The 26,995-nt window shown below is 39.4% G+C and carries 19 protein-coding genes and 3 pseudogenes; 3 read left to right on the top strand and 19 right to left on the bottom strand.

What is annotated here, in order from left to right; all coding sequences use genetic code 11:
• Nucleotides 1-482 precede the first annotated feature (482 nt).
• The 5 genes from prpF to FFU37_RS05500 form a co-directional block, all read right to left on the bottom strand.
• Nucleotides 483-1,649, bottom strand: a complete 1,167-nt coding sequence (prpF, locus tag FFU37_RS05520; protein ID WP_138488932.1) for a 2-methylaconitate cis-trans isomerase PrpF — start codon at nucleotides 1,647-1,649, stop codon at nucleotides 483-485.
• Nucleotides 1,650-1,660: 11 nt separating this feature from the next.
• On the bottom strand, nucleotides 1,661-4,270 hold the full coding sequence (acnD, locus tag FFU37_RS05515) for a Fe/S-dependent 2-methylisocitrate dehydratase AcnD (RefSeq protein WP_138488931.1): 2,610 nt from the start codon (nucleotides 4,268-4,270) through the stop codon (nucleotides 1,661-1,663).
• A gap of 129 nt (nucleotides 4,271-4,399) precedes the next feature.
• Complete coding sequence (gene prpC, locus FFU37_RS05510; RefSeq protein ID WP_138488930.1) at nucleotides 4,400-5,524, bottom strand: bifunctional 2-methylcitrate synthase/citrate synthase; 1,125 nt, start codon at nucleotides 5,522-5,524, stop codon at nucleotides 4,400-4,402.
• A gap of 49 nt (nucleotides 5,525-5,573) precedes the next feature.
• Nucleotides 5,574-6,452 carry a methylisocitrate lyase gene (prpB, locus tag FFU37_RS05505; RefSeq protein ID WP_138488929.1) on the bottom strand — a complete coding sequence of 293 codons (879 nt, stop codon included), beginning with the start codon at nucleotides 6,450-6,452 and terminating at the stop codon, nucleotides 5,574-5,576.
• 111 nt (nucleotides 6,453-6,563) lie between these two features.
• Complete coding sequence (locus tag FFU37_RS05500) at nucleotides 6,564-7,256, bottom strand: GntR family transcriptional regulator (protein WP_002962362.1); 693 nt, start codon at nucleotides 7,254-7,256, stop codon at nucleotides 6,564-6,566.
• Nucleotides 7,257-7,521: 265 nt separating this feature from the next.
• Here FFU37_RS05500 and rsmF point away from each other — a divergent pair, with 265 nt between their 5' ends.
• Together rsmF and FFU37_RS05490 are read left to right on the top strand one after the other, a co-directional pair.
• Nucleotides 7,522-8,973: a 16S rRNA (cytosine(1407)-C(5))-methyltransferase RsmF gene (gene rsmF, locus FFU37_RS05495; RefSeq protein ID WP_138488928.1), complete on the top strand. Its 1,452-nt coding sequence runs from the start codon at nucleotides 7,522-7,524 to the stop codon at nucleotides 8,971-8,973.
• 158 nt (nucleotides 8,974-9,131) lie between these two features.
• The gene (locus FFU37_RS05490) at nucleotides 9,132-11,015 is read left to right on the top strand and encodes an acyltransferase family protein (RefSeq protein ID WP_138488927.1); all 1,884 of its coding nucleotides are present in this window, start codon (nucleotides 9,132-9,134) and stop codon (nucleotides 11,013-11,015) included.
• Nucleotides 11,016-11,231: 216 nt separating this feature from the next.
• Here FFU37_RS05490 and FFU37_RS05485 read toward each other — a convergent pair.
• Nucleotides 11,232-12,411, bottom strand: a pseudogene (locus FFU37_RS05485) (IS3 family transposase).
• A 1,059-nt stretch (nucleotides 12,412-13,470) separates the two neighbouring features.
• On the opposite strand from FFU37_RS05485, the pseudogene FFU37_RS05480 reads away from it, so the two are divergent.
• Nucleotides 13,471-14,360 (top strand): annotated as a pseudogene (locus FFU37_RS05480) (IS110 family RNA-guided transposase).
• Between the two features lie 118 nt (nucleotides 14,361-14,478).
• Here FFU37_RS05480 and FFU37_RS05475 read toward each other — a convergent pair.
• The 13 genes and pseudogenes from FFU37_RS05475 to gmd form a co-directional block, all read right to left on the bottom strand.
• Nucleotides 14,479-15,186, bottom strand: a complete 708-nt coding sequence (locus tag FFU37_RS05475; protein ID WP_138488926.1) for a VpsP family polysaccharide biosynthesis protein — start codon at nucleotides 15,184-15,186, stop codon at nucleotides 14,479-14,481.
• Nucleotides 15,179-15,907, bottom strand: coding sequence for a tyrosine-protein phosphatase (locus FFU37_RS05470; protein WP_138488925.1), 729 nt, complete (start codon nucleotides 15,905-15,907; stop codon nucleotides 15,179-15,181). The genes FFU37_RS05475 and FFU37_RS05470 overlap by 8 nt, the downstream gene beginning before the upstream one ends.
• A 12-nt stretch (nucleotides 15,908-15,919) precedes the next feature.
• Nucleotides 15,920-18,118 carry a GumC family protein gene (locus FFU37_RS05465; RefSeq protein WP_138488924.1) on the bottom strand — a complete coding sequence of 733 codons (2,199 nt, stop codon included), beginning with the start codon at nucleotides 18,116-18,118 and terminating at the stop codon, nucleotides 15,920-15,922.
• Nucleotides 18,119-18,140: 22 nt separating this feature from the next.
• On the bottom strand, nucleotides 18,141-18,662 hold the full coding sequence (locus FFU37_RS05460) for a polysaccharide biosynthesis/export family protein (RefSeq protein WP_138488923.1): 522 nt from the start codon (nucleotides 18,660-18,662) through the stop codon (nucleotides 18,141-18,143).
• Nucleotides 18,662-19,876, bottom strand: coding sequence for an outer membrane beta-barrel protein (locus FFU37_RS05455; RefSeq protein WP_138488922.1), 1,215 nt, complete (start codon nucleotides 19,874-19,876; stop codon nucleotides 18,662-18,664). Before FFU37_RS05455 ends, FFU37_RS05460 begins: the two co-directional genes overlap by 1 nt.
• The gene (locus FFU37_RS05450) at nucleotides 19,860-21,263 is read right to left on the bottom strand and encodes an undecaprenyl-phosphate glucose phosphotransferase (protein ID WP_138488921.1); all 1,404 of its coding nucleotides are present in this window, start codon (nucleotides 21,261-21,263) and stop codon (nucleotides 19,860-19,862) included. The genes FFU37_RS05455 and FFU37_RS05450 overlap by 17 nt, the downstream gene beginning before the upstream one ends.
• A gap of 211 nt (nucleotides 21,264-21,474) precedes the next feature.
• Entirely contained in the window at nucleotides 21,475-22,107 is a 633-nt protein-coding gene (locus FFU37_RS20505; RefSeq protein WP_336432870.1) for a phosphohexomutase domain-containing protein, read from the bottom strand.
• A gap of 197 nt (nucleotides 22,108-22,304) precedes the next feature.
• On the bottom strand, nucleotides 22,305-22,589 hold the full coding sequence (locus FFU37_RS20500) for a hypothetical protein (protein ID WP_336432869.1): 285 nt from the start codon (nucleotides 22,587-22,589) through the stop codon (nucleotides 22,305-22,307).
• The gene (locus FFU37_RS20495) at nucleotides 22,547-22,885 is read right to left on the bottom strand and encodes a hypothetical protein (protein ID WP_336432868.1); all 339 of its coding nucleotides are present in this window, start codon (nucleotides 22,883-22,885) and stop codon (nucleotides 22,547-22,549) included. Before FFU37_RS20495 ends, FFU37_RS20500 begins: the two co-directional genes overlap by 43 nt.
• 24 nt (nucleotides 22,886-22,909) lie before the next feature.
• Entirely contained in the window at nucleotides 22,910-24,316 is a 1,407-nt protein-coding gene (locus FFU37_RS05440; protein WP_138488920.1) for a mannose-1-phosphate guanylyltransferase/mannose-6-phosphate isomerase, read from the bottom strand.
• 19 nt (nucleotides 24,317-24,335) lie between these two features.
• Nucleotides 24,336-24,788 (bottom strand): annotated as a pseudogene (locus tag FFU37_RS05435) (GDP-mannose mannosyl hydrolase).
• A gap of 42 nt (nucleotides 24,789-24,830) precedes the next feature.
• Complete coding sequence (fcl, locus tag FFU37_RS05430) at nucleotides 24,831-25,790, bottom strand: GDP-L-fucose synthase (RefSeq protein WP_138488919.1); 960 nt, start codon at nucleotides 25,788-25,790, stop codon at nucleotides 24,831-24,833.
• Between the two features lie 55 nt (nucleotides 25,791-25,845).
• The gene (gene gmd, locus FFU37_RS05425; protein WP_138488918.1) at nucleotides 25,846-26,967 is read right to left on the bottom strand and encodes a GDP-mannose 4,6-dehydratase; all 1,122 of its coding nucleotides are present in this window, start codon (nucleotides 26,965-26,967) and stop codon (nucleotides 25,846-25,848) included.
• Nucleotides 26,968-26,995: the final 28 nt, after the last annotated feature.

The following is a 26,995-nucleotide window of genomic DNA, read 5'->3' as shown; positions in this document are numbered from 1 at the left end:
TAGAATGAGTATCATAAATTAGTTTAGTTGATAGTGATTTATGTAAGCTTTTATATTCAAAAAGCATCAAAAAAGTACACAATCATAACTTTTGTTACTAGAACATTAAAAATACCATTAAGCTATATAGTTATGCTACATATTTATACGTTTTATAGAAGTATTTATCTTTATTCTATGAGCTACTTCTTTATCAGCATCTCTATTATTCAACAACCTATAGACACTCATAAAGAACCAGCACATATTGATACAATATATTCACTTTATTAAATGAATATTACATACAATCTAGTTTGTTAATTATATTCTTCAAGTAAATGCGGTGGATGAGAGCTAAAAAAGACGATAATTCGAAAAATTAATGAAAAAGGATTATTTCTAACGAGTGTGAGTAGGTTTTACTTTAGCTAAGCAAACGTTTATAAAATTTGTTTGCTTAACTAAAATAAATGTTTAGTTGCGCTTAACTTCACCAGTGATTAGTAAGGGACTCTTACAATCCCTTCCATTAATACACGTGCACTTCGGCTCATACTTGCTTTGGTAACTAGCCAGTTACCTGCAGTATTTTTAGCCTCAGCACCTACTTTTAGGGTGCCCGACGGATGACCAAAGTTAACTTCACTCAATGCACCGCCACCAGCGGCTATATTTACGAGTGTGCCTTCAATTGCTGCGGCAGTGCCAATAGCTACAGCGGCTGTGCCCATCATGGCATGATGCAGTTTACCCATCGACATTGCGCGCACGAGTAAGTTAATGTTGGCAGCCTCAATAAATTTACCGCTAGATGCAGTGTAATCTAAAGGCGCTGCAACAAACGCAACCTTTGGTGTATGTTGGCGAGCTTGCGCTTCATTAATATCAGTGATTAAGCCCATTTTAACAGCGCCATAAGCGCGAATGGTTTCAAGCTTTTCAAGCGCTGCAACATCGTTATTTATATCGTCTTGCAGCTCTGTGCCGGTATAATTAATATCAGCGGCGTTAATAAATACAGTAGGAATACCTGCATTTATCATGGTTGCTTTTAGAGTACCAACACCTGGAACCTCTAGGTCATCAACTACGTTACCTGTTGGAAATAACGCGCCATCGCCATCAGCGGGGTCCATAAATTCAAGTTTTACTTCAGCTGCAGCAAAAGTAACACCATCGAGTTCAAAGTCACCGGTTTCTTGCACTTCGCCATTTGTCATAGGGACATGCACTAATATGTTTTTTTTAATATTAGCCTGCCACACACGCACAATAGCAACACCGTTATTAGGTACTCTGCTTTTATCGACCAAACCATTACTAATGGCAAAAGCTCCGACTGCTGACGTTAAGTTGCCGCAGTTACCGCTCCAATCTACAAAAGGTTTATCTATCGCCACTTGACCAAACAAGTAATCAACATCGTGGTCGGCTTGCTCACTTTTACTTAGGATTACGGTTTTACTGGTACTTGATGTAGCACCACCCATTCCATCCGTTTGTTTGCCGTACGGATCTGGGCTGCCAATAACACGCAGTAATAAATTATCGCGCGCCTCGCCTGCTACTTGAGCAGGCTTTGGCAAATCAGTTAAATTAAAAAATACACCTTTACTGGTGCCGCCACGCATATAGGTTGCAGGCACTTTAATTTGCGGTTTAAACATAGTGTTTGCCCTTATGCCGATTGCGTTGCTTCTAAAAAGTCTTGAGCAAAGCGTTGTAACACACCACCAGCTGCGTAAATAGAAAGCTCTTCTTGGGTATCTATACGGCACTTCACAGGCACAGTGAGTACTTCACCGTCTTTACGGGTTATACTTAAATTAACGGTGGCACCTGGTTTTAAATCGCCCGTTACATCGTACGTTTCACTGCCATCCAGCTTTAGAGTTTTACGCGTTGTGCCTGCTTTAAACTCAAGCGGTAAAACCCCCATACCAATTAAGTTAGTACGGTGAATACGCTCAAAGCCCTCTGCTGCGATTACTTCAACGCCTGCAAGTCTTACGCCTTTTGCAGCCCAATCGCGCGACGAACCTTGACCGTAATCGGCACCGGCTACAATAATAAGCGGCTGTTTACGCTCCATGTAGGCTTCGATTGCTTCCCACATACGGGTATTAGTGCCTTGTGGCTCTAGGCGAGCGTAAGAACCTTGTTTAACGTCGCCGTTTTCATCAAGCACCATTTCATTAAGTAGTTTTGGGTTTGCAAAGGTTGCGCGCTGCGCTGTTAAATGATCGCCACGGTGCGTTGCGTACGAGTTGTAATCTTCCTCTGGCACATTCATTTTGGTCAGGTATTCGCCAGCAGCGCTACTTGCCATAATTGCGTTTGATGGCGATAAATGATCCGTTGTAATGTTATCTCCAAGAACTGCAAGCGCGCGCATACCAGTCATAGTGCGCTCACCCGCAAGTGCACCTTCCCAATAAGGAGGACGACGAATGTACGTACTTTCTGGGCGCCAGTCGTAAAGTGGGTCGTTATCTTCACCGTAATCTACGGTTAAATTAAACATTGGCTCGTATACTTTTCTAAATTGCTCAGGCTTAACGCTTTGCTTAATTACTGCGTCAATCTCTTCATCCGATGGCCATAAATCTTTAAGCGTAATATCGTTGCCTTGTTGATCTTGCCCAAGTATCCCTTTTTCAATATCAAAGCGAATAGTACCTGCAATAGCGTATGCAACAACCAAAGGAGGTGACGCTAAAAATGCTTGCTTAGCATAAGGATGAATACGCCCATCAAAGTTACGATTACCTGAAAGTACAGCCGTTGCGTATAAATCACGTTCAATTACTTCTTTTTGAATCACAGGGTCAAGCGCCCCGCTCATACCGTTACACGTTGTACACGCAAAACCAACAATGCCAAAGCCAAGTTGCTCAAGCTCTGTTAGTAGGTTTGCATCTTCAAGGTATGATTGCACTGCTTTTGAGCCCGGTGCTAATGAGGTTTTAACCCAAGGTTTACGCGTTAAACCCTTGGCATTTGCGTTACGGGCAAGGAGTGCTGCAGCAATTACATTGCGTGGATTACTGGTATTAGTACAGCTAGTAATAGCGGCAATAATACATGCGCCGTCTGGCATTAAGCCTTCTTCATTTTCAACAACGCCCGAAATACCTTCTTTAGCTAAATCGCTTGTCGATACACGGCGGTGCGGATTAGACGGACCCGCAATATTGCGTCCCACGCTTGATAAATCAAACTTAAGTACACGTTCGTATTTTGCGGTTTTTAAGCTATCGCTCCAAAGGCCTGCTGTTTTTGCGTAGTTTTCTACAAGGGCAATTTGTTCTTCTTCACGCCCTGTTAAACGCAAGTAATCTATTGTTTTATCGTCGATATAAAACATGGCTGCAGTTGCGCCAAATTCAGGTGTCATGTTTGAAATGGTCGCTCTGTCGCCAAGTGTAAGCGCGTCTGCACCTTCACCGTAAAACTCTAAATAAGTAGATACAACACGTTGCTCACGTAAAAATTCAGTAATGGCTAGGACAATATCGGTTGCGGTAATACCGGGTTGGCGCTTGCCTGTTAACTCAACACCAACAATATCAGGCAAGCGAATATAGGAAGCACGGCCAAGCATAACGCTTTCAGCTTCAAGCCCGCCTACACCCACGGCAATAACGCCCAGTGCATCAACATGAGGCGTGTGGCTGTCGGTACCAACTAGTGTATCTGGAAATGCAATGCCATCTCGGTTTTGAATAACCGGCGACATTTTTTCAAGGTTAATTTGATGCATAATGCCGTTACCCGGTGGAATAACGTCAATATTTTTAAACGCAGTTTTAGTCCAGTTTATAAAGTGAAAACGGTCATCATTTCGTCTATCTTCAATGGCGCGGTTTTTTTCAAATGCGTCAGGATCAAAACCGGCATGCTCTACCGCCAGTGAATGATCCACTATTAACTGCGTGGGTACCACAGGATTCACTTTAGCCGGATCGCCGCCTTTGGCTGCAATTGCATCACGAAGCCCAGCTAAATCAACAAGCGCTGTTTGCCCTAAAATATCGTGGCACACTACCCGCGCCGGATACCACGGAAAATCTAAATCTTGCTTTCGCTCAATCAGCTGATTAAGTGCATCGGTTAACATGGCAGGGTCGCATCGGCGTACTAGGTTTTCGGCAAATACACGCGATGTATAAGGTAGTGTGGCGTATGCACCTGGCTTAATTGCATCTACGGCTTCTTGCGTATCGTAGTAGTCGACATTTGAGCCCGGTAAAGGTTTACGGTATTGGGTATTATTAATTATGGTCATGGTAAGGGTTCGCTAATTTGGTGACGGTGTTTGCTCACAGCTAGCGTGTTTAATAAAAAGTTTGAGAAAAACTACTCGCTAGTGGCTATGTGCAATAAAAAAGTGAGCACATGCGTGCTCACCCATTTTTTAACGTGACTCTATTGGTGTGTAACTACGTGCATCAGGGCCTGTGTAATCGGCACTTGGGCGAATAATACGGTTGTTAGCGCGCTGCTCTTTTACATGGGCAGTCCAGCCCGTAACACGGCTCATTACAAATATTGGCGTAAATAACTTAGTCGGAATATCCATAAAGTGATAAGCAGACGCATGGAAAAAATCGGCATTACAAAACAGCTTTTTCTCGCGCCACATAATCTCTTCACAACGAACAGACACAGGGTAAAGCACGGTATCGCCCACCTCTGCTGCTAGTTTTTCAGACCATTTTTTAATAATTACATTACGCGGATCAGACTCGCGATAAATAGCATGACCAAAGCCCATTATTTTGTCTTTACGTTCAAGCATGCCCATAATTTCTTGCTCAGCATGTTCTGCGCTAGTAAAACCTTGAATCATATCCATTGCCGCTTCGTTAGCACCACCATGTAATGGACCACGCAGCGTTCCAATCGCACCCGTTACGCAAGAATGAATATCAGAAAGCGTTGATGCACACACACGCCCTGTAAAGGTAGAGGCGTTAAACTCGTGCTCTGCGTATAAAATTAGTGATACATTCATTACCTGTGCAAACAATTCACTAGGTGCTTTGTCGTGTAATAAATTTAAAAAATGTGCGCCAACTGAGTCGTCATCAGTTTGTGTTTCAATACGTACACCATCGTGTGTAAAGCGGTACCAGTAACAAATAATACTTGGGAACACAGCAACCATACGATCAATTGCATCATTGGCTTGGCTAAAATCAAGCTCCATTTCAAGGTTACCCAACATTGAGCAGCCCGTGCGCATTACATCCATTGGGTGCGCGTCTTTAGGAATGTTTTCAAGCACGGTTTTAAGCGCATCAGGTAAGCCGCGTAAACTTTTTAGTTTTGCTTTATATTCTGCCAATTCGCTTGTGGTTGGTAACTCACCACGTGAAAGTAAAAAAGACACTTCTTCAAACTGCGCTTTTTCGGCAAGTTCACTAATATCGTAACCACAATACGTTAAACCAGAACCACTTTGTCCAACAGTACACAATGCTGTTTGACCAGCCACTTGTCCTCGTAAACCTGCGCCGCCTAATGCTTTATCTACCATGATTTTCTCCTATCTTAAATTTGTGTGTGATTTTATTTTTTAATAATTATTATTTGTCAGATTTTGATGAAAAAAGGTTATCGAGTGTGTTCTCGTACGTGTGGTAATCTAAAAAATCGTAAAGCTCAGAGCGCGTTTGCATATTTTCAATTTGGCTTTGTTGTGAGCCTTCATTTAAAATTGCTGAATACACGTTTAGCGCTGCTTTGTTCATGGCTCTAAATGCACTGAGTGGGTAAAGCACCATTTCAACACCTACATCGCTTAACTGCTCTTTAGTGTAAATAGGTGTTTGACCAAACTCAGTAATGTTTGCCAAAATTGGAACGTTAATCGCTTTTGCAAATGCTTGGTAATCAGCAAGGTCGTGTACGGCTTCTGCAAAAATAGCGTCAGCACCTGCTTCAACACAGGCAGCTGCACGGTCTATCGCGGCGTTTAGACCTTCTTTTTGAAATGCATCGGTACGAGCCATAATATAAAAATCGCTATCGGTTTTTGCATCCACCGCCGCTTTAATGCGGTCAACCATTTCACCTTGGCTTACAATTTCTTTATTAGGGCGATGCCCGCAACGCTTTTGCGCTACTTGGTCTTCTATATGAAAACCCGCCGCACCCGCTTTAGTCATTTCTTTTACTGTGCGTGCAATGTTAAATGCCCCACCCCAACCGGTATCGGCATCCACAAGTAGGGGTAAATCGCTCGCACCAGTAATACGACGAATATCTTCAAGCACGTTATCAAGGCTCGTCATACCCAAATCAGGCATACCAAACGAGGCGTTTGCAACACCGGCACCTGAGAGGTAAATAGCTTGGTGACCCATTTTTTCTGCCATCATCGCTGTGTAGGCGTTAATAGTACCGACCACTTGTAACGGGCGGTTATTGGCAATAGCGTGTTTAAATTTTAATCCTGCTGACATTACTTTCTCCTCACTTTGAACGGTTGCTACGTGGAGTAACTTATAGTTTTAATATGTAATTGTGACTGTTTAACTGCTCTACTTAGCTTTTAGCTTTTAGCTTTTAGCAGCTTATGCTTTTTGCTTAGCTAATAAGTCGAATTTGGTTTGAATATTTGCTTGCGACGCACTGATATGGCGCTTCATGAGCATTTCGGCCAGCTCGCCATCGTGGTTTTCAATGGCGTTAATAATCGCTAAATGCTCATCAAACGCTTTTGATACACGCGGCCCCACCATGCCCATTTGTACACGGTACATGCGTATTAATTGATAGAGCTCATTACACAGTAAATGAATTAAATGCGCGTTTTTACTGCCTTGAATAATACGGTAATGAAAATCTAAATCGCCGGCTTCTTGATAGTAAGACTCGCCCTCTTTAACACGCTGTGTTTGTAGGTGCTGATTAAGTAATTGCTTTAAGCCTTTTACTTCTTCGGGTTCCATATTGTCGGCAGCAAGCCTACATGCCAAGCCTTCAAGCGAACTACGAACTTGGTAAACTTCAATCAAGCGTTCAGCGGTAAGGGCAACTACTCGGCAACCTACGTTAGCTTTACGCTCAACAAGGTAGCAACTTTCTAGGCGATTTAACGCCTCTCTAAGCGTTGCACGGCTTACACCATAACGCTTGGCAAGTTCAGGCTCTGATATTTTACTGCCTTGAACTATGCTGCCTTCAACAATCTCACGGCGCATATCTACAAATACTTGATCTGATGCGGTAGTTATAGGCGCTTCGTTTAAAAATGTGTGTGTCATAAGTTATTTTTTAGATTGTCGACAATTAATGTGGTTACTATGGGCTTATTAAAAAATCATGTCAACCCTTAAACCTATCAAAATGGCTAAAAAACACACCCATTGTCGACACTATTAACCTAAAGTCGCATAAAAATGGTTTTAAAATGGACTAAAACAGTGAAGTGTCGACAGCGTAATAAATCAGATGTTACGTCTTTAAGCGCTGAAAATGCATTATATAAATGCTATTATCGCGCTTTATTTTTATAGTATGAGCTAACGCGTGAACGCCAACACTTTTATTCCTGAGCACTTTATTGATGACGTAAAAACCTATTTACCAGCGCATCTAAACTTAGATGACTTTTTAAATGCGTGTCGCAGGCCGCTCAGAAAATCTATCCGCGTTAATACATTAAAAATTAGCATTGAAGAATTTGTAAAACGTGCCACTGAAAAAAATTGGCTGCTAACCCCAATCCCATGGTGCAGTGAAGGCTTTTGGTTAGAGCGCCCAAGCAATGAAGAGCAAAACCTAGCCCTAGGTAATACCGACTTACACCTAAGTGGTGCGATGTACGTGCAAGAAGCAAGTTCAATGCTGCCCCCTATCGCATTAAAGCAAAGTATTGAAAACTCAGACTTACAAAGTAACACCGTGCTTGATATGGCATCAGCACCAGGCTCTAAAACATCACAGCTAGCAGCACTTATGGATAACCAAGGCGTGCTTGTTGCAAATGAGCTTTCGTCATCGCGCCTAAAAGTACTTAGCGCTACATTAAAGCGCATAGGAGTAGGCAACTGTGCGCTCTCGCATTTTGATGGCGTTATATTTGGCAACTACATGTTTGAATGCTTTGACAGCATATTGCTAGACGCGCCCTGTTCTGGCGAAGGTACAGTACGTAAAGACGCCGACGCACTAAAAAATTGGTCAATAGAATCAAACATACAAATAGCCCAAGTCCAAAAAGATTTAATTAAAAGTGCATTTTACGCATTAAAGCCAGGTGGCACATTAGTGTATTCAACCTGCACACTTACACCACTCGAAAACCAGCAAGTGTGCGATTATTTGCTCAGTGAATTTGGCGACTTTATAGCGCCTGAGTCACTAAGTGATTTATTTGAAGGTGCAAGTAAAGCCACAACTACTGAAGGCTATTTGCATGTTTGGCCGCAAACATTCGACAGCGAAGGCTTTTTTATTGCTAAATTTAAAAAACACGCAAGTTGTAATAATCCAAATCAAACAGTTAAAAAAGGTGCATTTCCGTTTAACGAGTTTGATAAAAAGCAAAGTGCCGCATTTATGCAATCACTTAAAAAGCATTTTGGGTTAACTAACCTGCCTGGCAGCTTAATGCAGCGTGATAAAGAACTATGGCTATTTCCTGAGGGGTTTGAAGCCGTGCAAAATAAAATTAAGTACGCACGTTTAGGTATTCAAATTGGCATTATTCATAAAAACGGCGTAAGGCTAACCCATGAGTTTGCAACCGTATTTGGCAATGAGTGCAAAACTAACATATTTGCCTTAAATAACGAGCAAGCCAATGATTATTTTCAAGGTAAAGATATACGCTTAACTGAAGCAACTCAAACAATAGGTGAAGTAGTATTAACACTGTGTGGCTGCCCTATTGGGCTGGGTAAATGGCAAAAAAATAAGATCAAAAATTCACTACCACGAGATCTGGTGCAGAATACACAATTAATAAGCTGGGTCTAATCGATATACTTTACAATATATTAACCATATAATAGCAAAGCATTTAAATGAACTTTGTATATAGCTGGGCTAATACATAAAATTAATGATGATTAATTTACTAGCGTTATTACTAGGTCTCATTTACAAAGAATCTATATCAATTAAGGAGTAATAGTTTGCAGTTCAGGGAAGATATTAATGGCTTAAGGGCTATAGCAGTTATTGCTGTTGTTTTATTTCATTTTAACTCATCTTGGATGCCTGGTGGATTCGCAGGTGTAGATGTATTTTTTGTTATCTCTGGTTTTTTAATGACAGGGATAATATTTAAAGGATTAGAACAAGAAAACTTTTCTATTTTAAGGTTCTACGTGGCGCGTGCAAATAGAATTATTCCTGCGCTTGCTCTTCTGTGTATTATATTATTAATTTTTGGTTGGTTCTTCTTATCCCCTACTGAGTACAAAGCTCTAGGCAAACATGCAGTTAGCAGCGTAGGGTTCATATCTAATAACATTTACTGGTTAGAATCGGGCTATTTTGACTCCTCATCACATGAAAAGTGGCTTCTTCATACTTGGTCCCTTTCTGTTGAATGGCAGTTTTATATTATTTACCCAATTCTTTTAGTACTTTCAAGCAAAGTATTATCACTCAAAATGACCAAAAGGATACTTTTATTAGGCACTGTAATAGGGTTTGTTTTTTGTGTATTGGTTACTTACAAATGGCCTAATGCATCATATTATTTATTTCCATCTCGAGCTTGGGAAATGATGATTGGTGGAGTCGCTTATCTATATCCTAGTAGGTTTGGGAACAAACAAAATAAAGTGATAGAAATCATTGGTGTTTTATTTATTTTAGGCTCATATTTCTTTGTTACAAAGGAAACACCGTGGCCGGGCTATTTGGCGATATTTCCAGTGTTAGGATCTTTTCTAATAATACAAGCGAATTCAAAAAATAGCTTTATCACTGGAAACATACTATTTCAGAAAGTTGGGGCTTGGTCTTATTCAATTTACCTTTGGCATTGGCCATTAGTAGTAGCTATCGCTTACTTTTCATTAAGTAAAAACTTCATATATATAGGTATTATTTCATCAGTAATTTTAGGGTACTTGAGTAATAAATATATTGAAAAAATAAAGTTTCTTAATGATTTTAATACACCAATATCTTATCTAAGATCTAAACCAATTATTATCGCAATTTCAACAGTTTCGTTAGGACTAATTGTTTATAGTACAAATGGTTTCTTTAAATTATCTCCAATCGAATATCAAAATTTAATTAATTCCTCGACGCCAAGCCCTTACAGAAATATGTGCCACATAAGTGAATATAGAGCTCCTGAAAAATCTTGCGAGTATTTTGGCTCTAGAATTACTTGGGCAACTTTTGGAGATAGCCACTCAACAGAAATTGCGTATGCAATGGCTTTAAGACTAAAAGAAAAAAACATTGGTTTAAAGCATTTTAGCTTTTCTGGCTGCAAGCCATCGTATAAAGAACCGGATAGCTTTAGTGTATGCGCTAAATGGTACAATGAATCAGTAAGTTATATTCTAGAAAGTAAAGAAATTAAGAATGTAATTTTCAACCATAGATTTACAAATATGCTGTTCGGTGGAACAGCTGAACATTATCCTGTGGTGGATGAACCTACAGTAACGAATGAAGCTATCCGTTTAACAAAACATATGGATGAACTAATTTTAAAGCTTGCTGAAAGTAAAGATAATATTTATATATTCTTACCAATCCCTGAGCTGAATAAAAATATTTTTAAGTTAATTAATAATGCTAGAAAGAGTAATGTAAGCCTTCACGATATAACTAGCACAGATATCAATTGGTACTATGAAAGAAATAAATATATCATCAATCACTTTAACTCAGCTGAATTCCCTAGTAACGTACACTTCTTAAATCCCGCAGATGCTTTTTGTAATAGCGAAAAATGTTTCGCGGTTAGAAATGGAATTCCATTATACTTTGATGATAATCATCCCTCTGTTTTAGGTGCTATTGAACTAGTTAAGCTCATTGAATAAATAAAAAAGCTTGTTTTTTAGCTATCACTAGTATCAGAATTTAATACTAAGAATAATTGCGTCAATAATAGACATGTTGATACTCATATTATATTATTTAAAACATCATCCTAAGTCGGCATAGAGTCTAAGCACCGTAGTACTGTAGTGTTGGTTTAAATGCATTGTTGGCGAGCACTTCAGCTAGTTAAAGTATCAAAGCTCCAGTTGTAGTGGTCAATAAAATTTGGCCACAGTTTTAGAGTCTTTGTATCTAATCTCAGATTCATTTGGCGCTAAACCAGCATTATAATGATGCGGTCTAACGGTGTTGTAATATCCGTTGATATAATCACTAACGCTATATTTAGCATCTATAAAATTTTCATACCCAACCTTTGGCATCCATTCTGTTTTAAAGCTTCTAAAAAATCGCTCCATTGGCGCATTATCCCAACAATTTCCGCGTCGACTCATGCTTTGTGTGATTTTATAGCGCCATAAACGTTGGCGGTACTTCAAGCTCGTATAATGACTTCATTGGTCTGAGTGAAACATCAACCCACTTGGTCTGCCTCTGCTTTCGTTGGCTAACTCAAGCGCTTTTAGCGTTAAGTTAGAATCCGGCGACAATGACATTGCCCAACCCACAACTTTACGCGCAAATAAATCAATAACGACCGCTAAATAAGCCCAGCGATTGCCTGTCCAAATATATGTAACATCACCGCACCACACGGTATCTGGCTCAACAACATCGAACTGCCTATCAAGCAGGTTTGGGATTTCAAGATGTTCATTACCGCCGCGTTTATATGAATGCTGAGGTACTTGGCAGCTTTCTAGCTTTAATTTAATCATTAGCTTAGCAGCACGATAACGGCTTAATTCAAAACCGTTATTCGTTGCGATTGCCGCGATTGTCCGTGCCCCAGCTGAACCGCCGCTCATTCTATGTATGGCTTTAACTTCAGCTTCTAATCTTACTTGCTCTGGTGTCGGTGTCGTATCCCGTATAGCCCAATATTTATAGCTGCTACGATGCACATTGAATACGCTACACAGTACGCTAATTGGATAACACTCTCGTTGATTTAATTTCTCAATTAACGAGAATTGTTCAGGGAGTCGGACATCAAGAGAGCGGTAGCCTTTTTTAATATATCCTTTCTAATTCAATGCGTTGGATTTGCTTTTTAAGTTCACGGATTTCAATTTGTTCGGGTGTTATTGGTGAAGCCAATGGTGACTGACCATTACGTTCTTGCTTTAATTGAGTAACCCATTTACTTACAGTTGATTTACCAACACCCATCGCTTTGGCTGCTTCTTCTTGTGTATAACCTTGGTCAACTACAAGTTGAGCCGTTTCTAATTTGATTGCAGCGGAGTACGTTGCACGATTTAATTTTGTCATTTTTTTCACCCAAATTTGTATGCAAATAGCATAACATTTCTTTCTTAATGGGTGACCAAAATCACTGTACCACTACAAATCAAAAAACTAACGCTACGAGACACTAAGCTACCAGCTTTCTCTTCTAGATTCATACAACCTATAACTTATGGAAATGGAAACGAAATGTGGAACATTTACTCATAAATAGGATACTCAGGTGCAAATCATATTTTTGCCATCCCTACCGGAGTTGGTAAAAAGGAGCTGTTGAACAATTAAAAGGACACATAAGACGCTACTTACCAGAAGGGGCCGATATAAAGCTAGTTTTTCATTCTAGAATTAAGAAAATCGAAAAATTAATTACCACGAGATTTAGTTCAAAATACGCAATTAATAACGTGGGAGTAAACACGCATAAATTGCGTATAAAATGTGCACAACATAGTTAAGTAACTGTATTTGCTGCAGTAGAAAAAACAACCAAAAATGTGTAATTTTAAGAGCTTTGGCTATACTTAAAATACTTTCAACTTCTCCCTATGAATTAGAAAGTTTTTAATTAGCGCAAGGCTCAAAAGAGCCCGTTATAGCCCAGAGTTTCCCTAAATCACTCTGGGCATTTTTTTGCGTATTTGAATATGCCTATTAAAAACCAAATGAATATCCACAAAGGGTAGTTCTGTAATTGATTAGTAAACAAGTAATTTAATCACCACCGAGAAGTAAAGGAGAACACAAGGAGAAGTAATTTAAGGGCTGATAAATACTTGTGGATTTAACTATGTTTATCTCAGTGTAACGCAGCGCCTCGGTGTTCTCGGTGGTAATATCTGTTTTATATATAAGTAACAAGAAGCTGCGCTTCTAACGTGAGCAAGCTCAACGTCTTGTATCTCTCATTGATAAATGATTAGCTATCATTTATCACATCGAAGTCAGTGAGCTTGCCTTTACGTCTAGTATTTAATACTGCGCTGTAGATAAAGCCCTGACTTTCTATTCTCAGAAACTGAATGGTATCCAAGCACACTTTTATTTAAGTAGATGCTGTATGTACAAGGGGAGTAAGTAGAGATGATGTTTATCGGCATTGATATTAGTAAAGAGAAGATTGATTTATCGTGGTTGAGAGACCAGCTTACAAACAAAATTAAAACAAAAGTATTTAAAAACAAGCGCCAAGACTTTGTAACAATAGAAAAATGGCTTTTAAATACAACTAAAAGTGCTGCTAGTGAGCTTGTTATCACCCTCGAACCAACGGGTGTTTATCATGAAGCGCTGATGTATTTTTTACACGAGCAAGGCTTTAATATTATTTTAGCGAATCCAGGTAAAGCTAAAAAGTATGCAGACGCTTTAAACATAATTCACAAAACAGACAAATCTGATGCAACGATGCTTGCTCATTATGGCTGTGCTAAGCACGCAGTCGTTAATTATTGGCAACCTGAAGCGTTAGAAATTAGAGAGCTTAAAGCCCTTATTCGTCGTTTAGATGCGCTTGAGAGTAACCGCCAACGAGAAGCGAATCGATTAGAAGCAAGTGAATTTAGCAACGTTTCCGCGCGTGTTTGCCAATCGATAAAAGTGACAATCGCGTTTTTAGATGATGAAATTAAACAGCTTAAATCTGACATTGATAACCGCATAGATAATGAACCTGATTTAAAAAGAAACAGGAAGCTACTTGAGTCTATCCCTGGCATTGGGCCCGTATTATCGAGAGAGCTGACGTATTTGTTTGCGGCTAAAAAATTTAATAAAGCCAAAGAAGCGGCCGCTTATTATGGATTAATCCCACGGCACAATGAATCGGGTAAATTAAAAGGACGAACATCAATCAGTAAACTCGGGCCAGCCAGAATTCGATGCAAGCTGTGTGTGCAAATATGCGAAAGCTAATTCATATATGTTTTGGTGTAATAAAAAACCAAGAAGCGTTTAAGCTCCAAGAAAGTTAAATAAGACCTTGAAGCTTAAAATGAGAGATGGTATCTACAAGTAAATACAAGCAATTTTACTTAACTCTCGGTGGTGGGATTCAATAACTAACATCTAATACCTTTCCCTAACAAAAACCTATTTACACTGTTTTTTAAAAATCCAACTGGTTCTAACCGGTTCAAAATGGGTGCCAAATTTAAGCGATAAACATAAAATAGGCAATGCCTCAACTTGCTTAGCAACTTCAAACGCGCGTGCAAATTTATGGCCATGCTTAACTGCTAGTTTAAGCTCGTTAACGTATAACGCTTTATATTTAGGAGGGAGTTGTTGCCAGTTCATTAGCGCAATTTGAATAATACCTAACTGTACATCAAACTTATAAGGGCCTACCTTTTTAGCCTGCTGAATATACTCATAAACACGTTCGCTTGGCCCTTCTTGGTAGCTAACAACTTGTGCTAGTGCAATCCATGTTTCAGCCCATGTTTTGCGAACGGCCACCGACTTTAAAAGTAATTGCTCTGTTTGCTTATAAGCTAATAAAATATCGTTATTCGCCTCGTTAATTGCCACTAGCTGTAACAACTTTATATGTGCACTTAACTGTAAGTAATGAGGGTGTTTAGGGTCAAGTTCAATAGCAATATTTATTGCTTCCATGGCCAATTGCAGTTCTTGCTGGTTATTATTTTGCACATTAACCGTTTGCAACGTGTTTTTAGCATTAAAAAACCACGCATTAGCACGCATACTTTTAAAGCTACTCACACAAATAACCATAGTAAATACTGCAAGTAACAGTATTTGGACATACTTAACCGCTTTGTTGGTGTTAGGCATTAAATAACTGCTCTGTTAATCGCTGCGGATTTAAGTAAAAAAGCTCATGTGCTTTTTCGGCGCCTATTAAGTCACTAACAATATGCTTAGCCTTACTTAATATTGGCGGCCTGCGCTTAACCGAATGCGCATCGCTAGCTACATAAGTTACCAACCCCTTATTAAGCATATCAAAACTAATATCTTGTGCTTTAATGCCCCACCCACCCTCTATACTTGAGGCCGTTAGCTGAAAATCACACCCTAACTGTTTTAAACGTTCTAAATAAAAAGGCTTTGCTTGTATATCACGATTACGCTCAGGGTGAGCAATAATCACTTTAATATTTTGCTTTACCAGCCAGCTAATAAACTTATCGTACCCTTGTGGCACATGAGAATGCGGAAGCTCAAGCAATAAGTAATTTACACCGCCAATACACCCAATAAAAGGTAGTTTGTTACTCATAACTAAAGTCATTAGTTCCACATCAAGCCTAACCTCTGCAGCAACAGCAAGTTTAATATTAATGTCACCGGCAAGTGCCGCACTTTGTAATTGGGCTAAATCTTCGTAAATATGCGAAACAGAATTATTAAAACGACCTAAGTGAATATGAGGAGTAGCAACCATATGTGTAATGCCATCGCTTTGTGCAATGCTTAAAAGCGCTAAAGATTCATCTAAATCTTTAGCGCCATCATCAATACCTGGCAAAATGTGAGAATGAATATCAATCATATAAGCAATTAATTAAGTCTTGTCAGATTGTTGCGTATAATCATAATAATCGTAGTATCCATAACTATGCTGTTCTTTACTTTTAGTCATATCTACCTGGTTAACAACAACGCCAGCAATATGTGCCTTAGATTCAAACAAACGCTCAATACCTGCTTTTATTGGCTTGATACGAGTTAAATCGGATTTAACAACATAAATCACCGAGTCTGTATTTTGCGCAATAACTAATGCATCGCTTACCGCTTGAGTAGGTGGCGTATCAATAATAATGTGATCGTATAAGCCTTTTAAATTAACAAGTAGCTCAGCAAACTGATTGCTCGATAATAACTCTAAAGGGTTACCCGGTACTTGCCCACTAGGCATTATAACCACACCCGATTGCTCATCTATATGAATACACTCAGCTAACGCTTCAGTACCCACTATTAAGTTACTTAAACCGGGGTGAAAAACAGGTATATCAAATCGTTTTGCAATACTAGGTTTACGTAAATCGCCGTCAATTAATAATACTTTACCCATTTGTGCAAGCGACATAGCTAAATTAGCTGAAGTTGTGGTTTTACCTTCACCTGGTGCACTTGATGTAACCGCAATTACTTTGTGCTCTTTATCTAACTGGGTTAACAATAAACTAGTACGGAACGTACGTACCGACTCAGCAAAACGCCTGTAATGCTCGTCAAAGTACGCATGAATACCAAACACACTATTTTTAGGTGTTTTAACAAAAGGAAGTATTCCTAGCATGCGTTGTGCTAGTTTATTTTCAACATCGTTTTTAGTTTTAATCGTATCGTTAAGTGCGTCAAACACAAAGCTCATTACCACAGCAAAACCAAAGCTCGCAACAAAAGCCAAAACAATAATCAACTTTTTGTTTGGCTTGCTAGGATCTTTAGGTGCATAAGCTCGGTCAGTAAAACGTGCAGCAGCCGAGCTAAAGTCGCTGGTTACTTCTGTTTCGCGAGAGCGAGATAAAAACGTATTAAATATATTTCGGTTTGTTTCTACTTCACGTTTTAGCTGGTTGTACTCGGTTTCTTTACGAGTAATACTTTGATATTCAGTTCGTATTTTAACTAAATCGGCTTCAAGGGCGCTAACTGTACGCGTTATACGGTTTAGCTCTTTTTCAATACCCGTAATAAGGCCTTTAATTTGCTTATTTAAGTTACTTTTAACTGTAGCAAGCTCCGCCTTTGCCGATATTATCCTAGGGTGCTTAGGGCCATAAACTTCACTTAGCTCACTTACTTTACGCTCAACTAAAATAACTTCGCGTTTTACATCTTGTACCACTTTGTGCGATGTAATTTCAGGCATGCTGCCGAGTAAATCAAGGTTATTATTACCGTATTCACTTATTACCCGGTTAATGCTTTGTAAGTTATTTTTTTCGGTGCGAGCGGTAACTAACTGCTGTGATGTTTGCTCAAGCTCTTGAGTAACTAAGCCTGCAATACCTTCAATATCCACAAGCTTTTGTGCTTCACGGTACGCCTGTAGCTTTTCTTCAGAGTCATCTAATTGAACACGCAACTGAAATAACCGCGTATTTAACCACGTTGAAGCCTGCTTGGTAATCCCCATTTTTGCGCGCAATTGGCTTTCTATATAAACTTCGCCAACAGTATTAGCCACTAATGCAGCAAGTTTAGGGTCGCTCGACTCAAAGCTTACATTTACAAGTTGGGTTTTACGTATAGGCGAAATGCTAAGGCTTTCTTTAAAAGTAGCAAGTAAAGAAAGCATTTCTAAATCAGCTTTTTCTTGATCAGTTAATTGCTGCTTTTCAGCGTTGTTTAAAAAAGGAAATAAACCTTGAATATACACAATAGCCTCTCCAGTAAAAGAAGGCTTAGCAATAAAATCAACATGCGATTTTAAATCAAGCTTTGTTATTACTTCACGAGCAATACTGTCCGACTTAATAACTTCAAACTGGGTAAGGTAATATTCTTTTTTTGACGAGTCTAAACCATAAACTTCATCAAAACTTACCGCCTTACTTTGTTCTGCTTCAATAAGTAAAGTGGCTGTAGCTGTATAACGGGGTATTAAAGTTAAAGTCACCATAATAGTTAATAATGTAACTACTACAGCAAAGCTTAAAATGCGCCACTTATTACGTTTAATAACGTTTAAGTAAGCACTTAAATCAATAACTTCTTCAGTTTGAGGGTTGTCTTGTATTTGGTTCATTTATTACTGCCTTAACAATTGCTTAAAACAAGCGTTGTTCTATTTTTATTGTATCGCCCGCTGCAATTTGGCTGTTTAAACTACCTTTTTGTTGCTGCTCTTTTGTTTGCTCTTTAAATATATATATTTTATCAAGCGACGCACGTTCGGTTAACCCACCCGCTAGGGCAACAGCTTGATTTACTGTCATCGCGGGTTGGTAAGGGTAAGCACCGGGTGCTTTTACTTCACCGTGTATATAAAAAGGGCGGTATTCAATTACCTGTGCATACACATTTGGGTTTACTAAATAATCAGGCCTTAAACCTTGAGTAATAAGTTTCTCAACTTGCGACGTACTTAAGCCCGCTAATTTAATTTTACCTAAAAAAGGGTAGCTTACTTCACCGCTATTACCTAAAAGGGCCGTTACTTCTAACTCTGGCTGACCAAACACTTTTATTTCTACTTTATCACCGGCACCTAAAGCGTAATCTTGCGCATGCGCAAGATTCGTTAAAGCCAAGCTTAAAAACAAAAAAGTTAAGCAAATACTGCGTTTCATTAATTAGCCTTTAGTGCAAATGTAAAATTAATACCTACAACCAGCCGGTCAAACTTTAGAGCATCTTGCGTTGAATCTTTATCCATAAAATCAACATAGGTCGAAACCATACCAAAGCTACTTGTTACATAGCTTACTGCAAAATTAGCATTACTAGTTTTATCTTGTCGGCCAATTTCACCTACGTACTGCTCGTCGGTATACGATACACCCGCGCTTGTACTTAATTGCTCATTCCAATCGTGTGTCCACGTTGCACGATACACACTTTCACGAATGTAATCGCCTTCAACTAGTGGATCTTTTGCGGCGCGGCTAGTGCTAAAGTCAACAAACGAGTAACTAAGTGGTTGCCACGTAACGGCGGCTTCCCAGCTTAACCCTGTAAAGTTTTCACGCTGTGCAGCTTCAAAGTCCTTTTTTTGATAACCTAATTTAACCGAGCCAGACGTAACAGCAGTGGCCTCCCACTCCATACCAATTAATAATTTAACGTCGTCTGAATCACGGCTAATTCCGCCTGCATCAACTACATCATATCGGTAGTCTTCTTGTTTAAGCTCTAAAAAAGTACGTGTTGAAGCCTGAGTATTGTAATAACCAATTAAACCAAGTGACGTTCTATCGTAATCACGAAATTGCGATATAGATCTAAAGTTTTGATACTTTTTATTAAAAAAGCCTGCCGTTACAGCCACTTGAGCCTTAGAGCTCAATGCACCAAATTCATAACGGCCATCAACACTTTGTTGTTGATACTCTACAAGCTCGTTTACAGCATCACCTAACCCTTCGGTTAAACCACTACCACGTGGTTCAAAAAGCCAATCAGCAGTGGCGTTAAAATCTAATCTGTGGCGGCTAGTAAACTCGTTATGAGTGGCTGCACTTAAATTTACTTGTGTAAAGTTATCAGCAGTGTCTTTATTGTGCATGCTCGTACTTGTAGCTGCATTTACATTGTAATAATTAACACCATCTTCAATTAACGCATCAATATTAGGTGCAATGGTCCAAATTAACCGCGACTCTTCATCAGTTGGTGTGCTAAAAAAGTTGTCGTTACTGCTAAGCCCTGTTGTTAAAGTAGGCGTTATGGCGGCCCCATCTTTAGTCATAAAGCTACCAGGTTCTAGTGCTGCAAATGAAGGAGTAGTAACCACAATACCTGCCACCAAAAGTAAACCTTTAACTGGATTAGTAAGCGTTTGCATTTTTAAATCCCTTAAATATTGTTAAAAAAATAATTTTTATATCAAACCATAACGACCAATGCTTAATGTAATGCAAGTCATATTCAACACGCTTAGTCATCTTGTTTAAAGTGTCGGTTTCGCCCCGCCACCCATTAATTTGTGCCCACCCAGTAATACCCGGTTTAGCTTTATGTCTAAACATATAAAAGTCGACCTTTTTACGGTATTCCTCGTTGTGAGCAACCGCATGGGGCCTTGGCCCAACAATCGACATGTCGCCTTTTAATACATTTACAAATTGAGGGAGTTCGTCAAGGCTTGTACCACGTAAAAAAGCACCAAGCTTAGTAATGCGTACGTCATTTTTAGTGGCTTGAGTTACTACATCGCTGTTTTCGGTTACGCTCATTGAGCGAAACTTCCACACTTTAATTTTTTTACCATCGAGCCCGTAACGGTCCTGCTTAAAAATTACAGGCCCCTTAGAGGTAAGTTTAACTGCAGCGCCTATAACAAGTAAAAGTGGTGATATAAGTAGCAAAATAAGCGATGCAACTACAACATCTTCAGTGCGTTTTATAAATTCGTGGGCACCAATAAATGGCGATTCAAACACACTTAATGTGTCTACATCACCAACGTGCTCAATTCGAGCATGTATGAGGTTAGAAAGTAAAAAATCAGGAATAATATGCACATCAACCGTGGTATCGCCAAGTTGTAATAAAATATCAGCAATACGTTTTTCTGCTTTTAATGGTAAAGCAATATATAAAATATCTATCATGCCAGCTCTTGCTACATTTACTGCACTTTGAATAGAGCCTTCAAAGTTTTCAATTGCTAACTTATCGCTTAATCGCTCTGGCTTTCTATCGTCATAAAAGCCCTTAAATTTAAAACCAAGCTCATCGTTTTTGTCAATTTCGTTAAATAAATACGCACCACTCTCGGTCGCCCCAACTATAGCTACATTACGTAAATTCATGCCTAGTTTCCTGCGGTTTTGTTTGTACAAAAAAACAAATAAACGCCATGTATACAAAAAAACAATACTGCACATAAACCAAACGCCTAAACCAACACGCGAAAATGCTTCTGTAAATTTAAACATAAACGAAATAAGAAATAGACATAAAAAAGCAATAGTAAGTGAGCCCCAAGCACACAACACCATGTTTCTAAATTTACCTGCGCGCCACGAGCGATAAGCCGAAAACATTTCGGCACAATATATATAAGCAAGCGCAACCGATAAAACAGCAACTAAATAGGCAGAGTTAAAAGTAAAGGAATATATAACTGCAGAAAGCTGAAACGCTAAAAATAAGCATAGTAAATCAAACAAACGGTAAAAGTTTGCATCAGAAGAACCAGAAGGTTTAAACGTCCTTGAAGAAGTCACACTATCATCCCTGTAGTATTTACTAAAATTGTAATTATTAAGCTAGTGTTAATATAGAACATTAACCAACAATACTCAACAAACAATAAGCTAAAAGTCGTAATTAGTGAACCCAAATAAAGGTACAAAATTTTTAACTATTTAAATTAAAAAACAAAATACGCTTATAATTTAAACAAAATATTAAGTATTTGTGCTGGTAAATTAAAAATTAAACTAAATCTACATAGTTTTTTACTCGTTCAAGTACGCTTTCAGCCAAAGCTTTTGCTTTAGCTATACTATCGTTCTCTGTGTAGCACCTAAGTTCTGGTGTATTACCAAATGGCCGCAAATGTATTACACCTTGGTTACTAAAAGTTAGCCTTACACCGTCTGTAATATTTATATCTTTAATGCAAAGCTCATCCATATTAAAAACTGAAAGCAACTGCGCCGGCATGTTTATTCCTAATTGAATAGGTGGTGCAGTTTTCGCTTTAGTAATATTTTTTATTCTGTCGCTGTAATTAAAGCGCTGTGGAAGTAAGGTATTTAAACTAGAAAGCGGCTCACTATTTGCCAGTGTTAATACCGCTATTACAGGTAATAACGCATCCCTCGTTGGTAGCGATAATAATATTTTGTTGTTTACATATATATTTGACGCAAGTAAAAACCCACCATTTATTTCAAACTCTGCAACGGCAGAATAGTTATTCATTAAATCGTCAAAAGCCGCTATTACATAGGGCGAGCCTATTTTTGTGCGTTTTACAGTATTAAAGTACCCGGTTAATTCAACCGAGCTTGTACAACTAACCGGAATAGCTAACGCCTGAATGTTTAGGCTTTTTGCAGCCAATAAACATAAAGCATCGTCAGTAAAATAGTTGCCATTTTGGTCGGTTAATAAGGGCCTATCGCCATCAGTCGAAAAAAGTGCATCTAACTTATACTCACTTGCCCACTTGCGTGCTTGTGCGCGGTCGGTTTCGGCTACGGCTTCGGTGTCTATGGGTACAAATTCGTCGCTATAGCCTAAGCATACAACGTCGGCGCCTAGTGCTTTAAATAAAACGGGGTATAAATCTCGGCCAGCGCTTGAATGCTGATAAATACCAATTTTTTATTTTTTAATAAATCACTGGCGTATACATCTAGGTAACGCTTTATGTATAAATCGAATGCGCGGGTATCGGCATTTGGTAAAGGTAAAAGGTCTACATATTCAACAAGTACGTTGGCACTAATAATAGCGATTTCGTCTTGCTTGGTTATTTCACCGGTGTTTGTGTAAAACTTTAGCCCGTTACGATCAAACAGTATATGGCTACCGGTAACCATAATGGCAGGTACCTCGCAATTTGTGCAGTATAAGCAAGTGCTGGCGTGGGTATAACACCAAAGTAGTCTACCTCAATGCCGGCCTGTTTAGCCGCGCTAATACAGGCTTGCGCCATAGCTTGGCTGCTCGACCTATTGTCGATAGTAATGGCAATGCGCTTTACATTGCTTTGCGTACTTAAAAAAGCCAAGGTAAAAGCAAAACAGACTTCGTTTGTAAAATTGGTAACAAGGCCACGTGCGCCCGACGTGCCAAACTCAATGCCGCTGCGTTCAATAATAACCGAACTATCCATATTACCCTCTAATATACAAATTTATTAAGATCGACCGTAACGATCTTCAAAACGAACAATGTCGTCTTCACCTAAGTAAGAGCCCGACTGAACCTCTATTAGCTCTAGGTTTACTTTACCTGGGTTTTCGAGCGCATGCACAGCCGTTATAGGAATATAAACCGATTCGTTCTCGGTTAAATATTGCTCTTGCCCATCTAAATGTACTTTGGCAGTACCCGAAACCACAATCCAGTGTTCAGCACGGTGGTGATGCATTTGCACCGACAATTTAGCACCCGGTTTAACCGTAATACGCTTAACCTGAAAACGCTCGCCGCAATCAACCGAGTCGTATTTACCCCAAGGGCGGTATACTTCACGATGAAAAGTTACCTCTGGGCGTTGCTCATTTTTAAGTTGTTGTACAATAGCTTTTACCTTTTGCGATTCATTTTTGTGCGCAACGAGTACGGCGTCTTTGGTGTTTACAATAACGAGGTTTTCAACACCTACAGTGGCAACGAGTTTGTCTTCACCAAATACTAAAGTATTTTTAGTATCAACCGCTTTTACATCACCTTTAAACGCATTACCGTTAGCATCGTGTTGCGATACTTCCCATAATGCTTCAAAACCGCCTAAGTCGTTCCAACCGGCGTCCATAGGTACTACAACCGCGTCTTTTGTGTGTTCCATTACTGCGTAATCAATCGACTCGTCGGGGCATTGTTCAAATGCGGCTTTATCTACTCGTACAAAGTCCATGTCGTCGTTTTGTAGTTGCATGGCTTGTTCGCACGCAGTGTAAATATCGGGCCTAAAGGCTTTTAACTCTTGTAAATAACGGCTTGCTTTAAATAAAAACATACCGCTGTTCCAGTAATAGTCGCCACTTTCAATATATGAATTAGCGGTCGCTAAATCGGGTTTTTCAACAAAGTGGTCAACCACAAAATTTGCTTGGTATTGCTCGCCACGTTTAATGTAACCATAACCGGTTTCAGGCTTGTTGCCCACAATACCAAAAGTAACTAATTTACCCTGCCCAGCAAGTGCTGCTGCTTGGTTTACGCTATTAACAAATGCAGGTGTATTTTCAATAACATGGTCGGCAGCCAATACAAGTAATAGCGGGTCTTGCTTGTTCTCAATAGCTTTAAATGCAGCTAATGCTATAGCCGGTGCGGTATTACGCCCTACTGGCTCTAAAAAGATGCCCGAATGTTCAACATTTAATTGCCTAACTTGCTCTGCTGCTATAAAGCGGTGTTCTTCGTTACAAATAAGCATTGCGGGTTTATGCTCAATACCGTTTAAACGGCTAATGGTTTGTTGCAGCATAGTGTGGTTAGACCCATCTAGCGCTAAAAACTGTTTTGGATAATTACCACGAGAAAGCGGCCATAAACGCGTACCAGAACCACCGGCCACAATAACAGGTAAAATCATAATTATTCCTTTGTATATTTTACAGTTTACAATCACTGCTATTGTTGCTTAATGACTCAAAATACCATTTAGTATGTTTATGTACTGCGGCGTCATTAAGTAAATCGTTAATTTCAAACCATTTGTAACCATTATGCTGAACATCCATTGGTAGGTTACTAAGGGGTTGTGTCAGTTTTATAACAAACGAAATAGCCACGTAATGGGTAGTAAACTCGTTACCAAATACATTGTCGTCGTAAAAATGATCATACGGGCTCTACAACGTGGCTTGCTCAATAACAAACTCAGTGCCTAGCTCTTCATGCGTTAAGCGTTTAAATGCATTAGCTAAGCTTTCGTTTTTTAAAATTCGCCCACCAAGTACAAACCAAAACCCTTTTGCTGGGCGGTTTAAACGCTGCCCTAAAAGGGCCTGGTCGTCTGGGTTAATTACCACTAAATCAATAGATACAAGCGGGCTACTTTTTATAACCGTGCTAAACGTTTATTTATCTAAAAACATGTTACAACCCTATTTTCTAAAGTTGTTTTGGTTAGCTAAAAACCATTCGTACGTACTGGTAAGTCCCTGCTCAAGGTCAATACTGTATTGCCAACCTAAATCTTTTAAACGCGATACATCCATTAACTTACGCGGTGCACCATCGGGCTTGGTTGCATCAAATTCTATAGTGCCCGTAAAGCCAACTACTTGGGCTACGGTTTCAACTAACTCACGTATAGTGCAGTCAACACCCGTACCTACATTAATGTGGCTAAGCATGTCTTGAGTATTGGTTTTGTACGTTTCGTTGTTTAAGTTCATAACGTAAATAGAGGCTGCTGCCATGTCGTCTACATGTAAAAACTCACGCATTGGCTTACCCGAGCCCCACGCAACCACTTTGCTGTCGCCATTCAGTTTAGCTTCGTGAAAACGACGTAATAAAGCGGGTATAACATGGGAATTTTCAGGGTGAAAATTATCGTTTTCACCATATAAATTAGTTGGCATTACCGAACGGTAATTACGGCCATATTGCCTGTTGTACGACTCGCACATTTTAATACCGGCAATTTTAGCAATAGCATAAGGCTCGTTGGTTGGCTCTAACGTACCAGTAAGCAGAGCTTGCTCGGTCATAGGTTGTGTAGCAAGTTTTGGGTAAATGCACGACGAACCTAAAAACAATAAATCGTTAACGCCTGCTAAGTGTGCGCTGTGTATTATATTGTTTTGTATAGTTAGGTTTTGGTAAATAAATTCGGCTGGGTACGTATTGTTAGCAACAATACCGCCTACTTTAGCCGCCGCTAAATATACTTGGTCTATATTATTGTTTTCAAAAAAATGTTTAACCGCTGCCTGATCAAGTAAATTTAATTCGCTACGGTCTTGAGTAATTACATTTATGATGGGGTTTGACACTAACTGGCGAACAATTGCCGAGCCCACCATGCCTTTATGGCCCGCTACAAAAATAGTTTTCATAATAAATCCATGTAAAGTGTGCTGCACACTTAGGTGCAGCATTAATACTTAAATGTTACTCAACACTTACGCTAATATTGTAACCATGTGTTTTTAAAATGGCGTGTTGTTTAGCTTTACCTAAATCGTTTTGCACCATTTCGGCACACATTTCTTCTACGGTAATTTCTGGCTGCCAACCTAGTTTAGCCTTTGCTTTAGAAGGGTCGCCTAGTAGTGTTTCAACCTCTGCTGGACGGAAGTAACGCGGGTCAACCCTAACAATTACATCGCCTACTATTAGTGCCGCGGCGTTGTCGCCTTCAATTGCAGCTACTGTTGCTATTTCGTCTACGCCTTCGCCACTAAACTCTAGTGTTATCCCTAGCTCTTTAGCCGATAACCTTACAAAGTCGCGTACCGAAATTTGTTTACCTGTGGCAATAACAAAGTCTTCGGCAACATATTGTTGTAGCATCATCCATTGCATGCGTACGTAATCTTTTGCATGACCCCAGTCACGAAGTGCATCCATATTACCTAGGTATAGGCACTTTTCTAACCCTTGTGAAATATTAGCTAAAGCACGGGTAATTTTACGGGTAACAAAGGTTTCACCACGGCGTGGCGACTCATGGTTAAACAAAATACCGTTACATGCATACATACCGTACGACTCACGGTAGTTAACTACAATCCAGTACGCATACATTTTTGCAACTGCATAAGGTGAACGCGGATGAAATGGAGTAGTTTCTTTTTGTGGTGTTTCTTGCACTTCACCGTATAGCTCAGAGGTAGAAGCCTGGTAAAATTTAGTGGTTTTTTCCATTCCTAAAAAGCGAATTGCCTCAAGTAAACGTAATGTCCCCATTGCATCTACATCAGCAGTGTATTCGGGCGCTTCAAAACTAACCGCTACATGGCTTTGTGCGCCTAGGTTATATACTTCATCAGGCTGCACTTCTTTTAAAATACGCGTAAGGTTAGACGTATCGGTTAAATCACCGTAATGCAGAAAAAACTGCGGGCTAGTTTCATGGCGATCTTGATAAATATGATCCACTCGTTCTGTATTAAAACTAGATGCACGACGTTTTATACCGTGTACCTCGTAACCTTTTTCAAGTAAGAACTCAGCTAAGTATGAGCCATCTTGGCCTGTAACACCGGTTATTAACGCAACTTTTTTTGACATGTATCTTCCCTTATATAAAGTTTTTTAA

Source organism: Pseudoalteromonas distincta, from assembly GCF_005877035.1.
GTDB classification, from domain to species: domain Bacteria; phylum Pseudomonadota; class Gammaproteobacteria; order Enterobacterales; family Alteromonadaceae; genus Pseudoalteromonas; species Pseudoalteromonas distincta.
The sequence above is the reverse complement of the archived record's forward strand: the minus strand, read 5'-3'. Positions and strand labels throughout refer to the sequence as shown.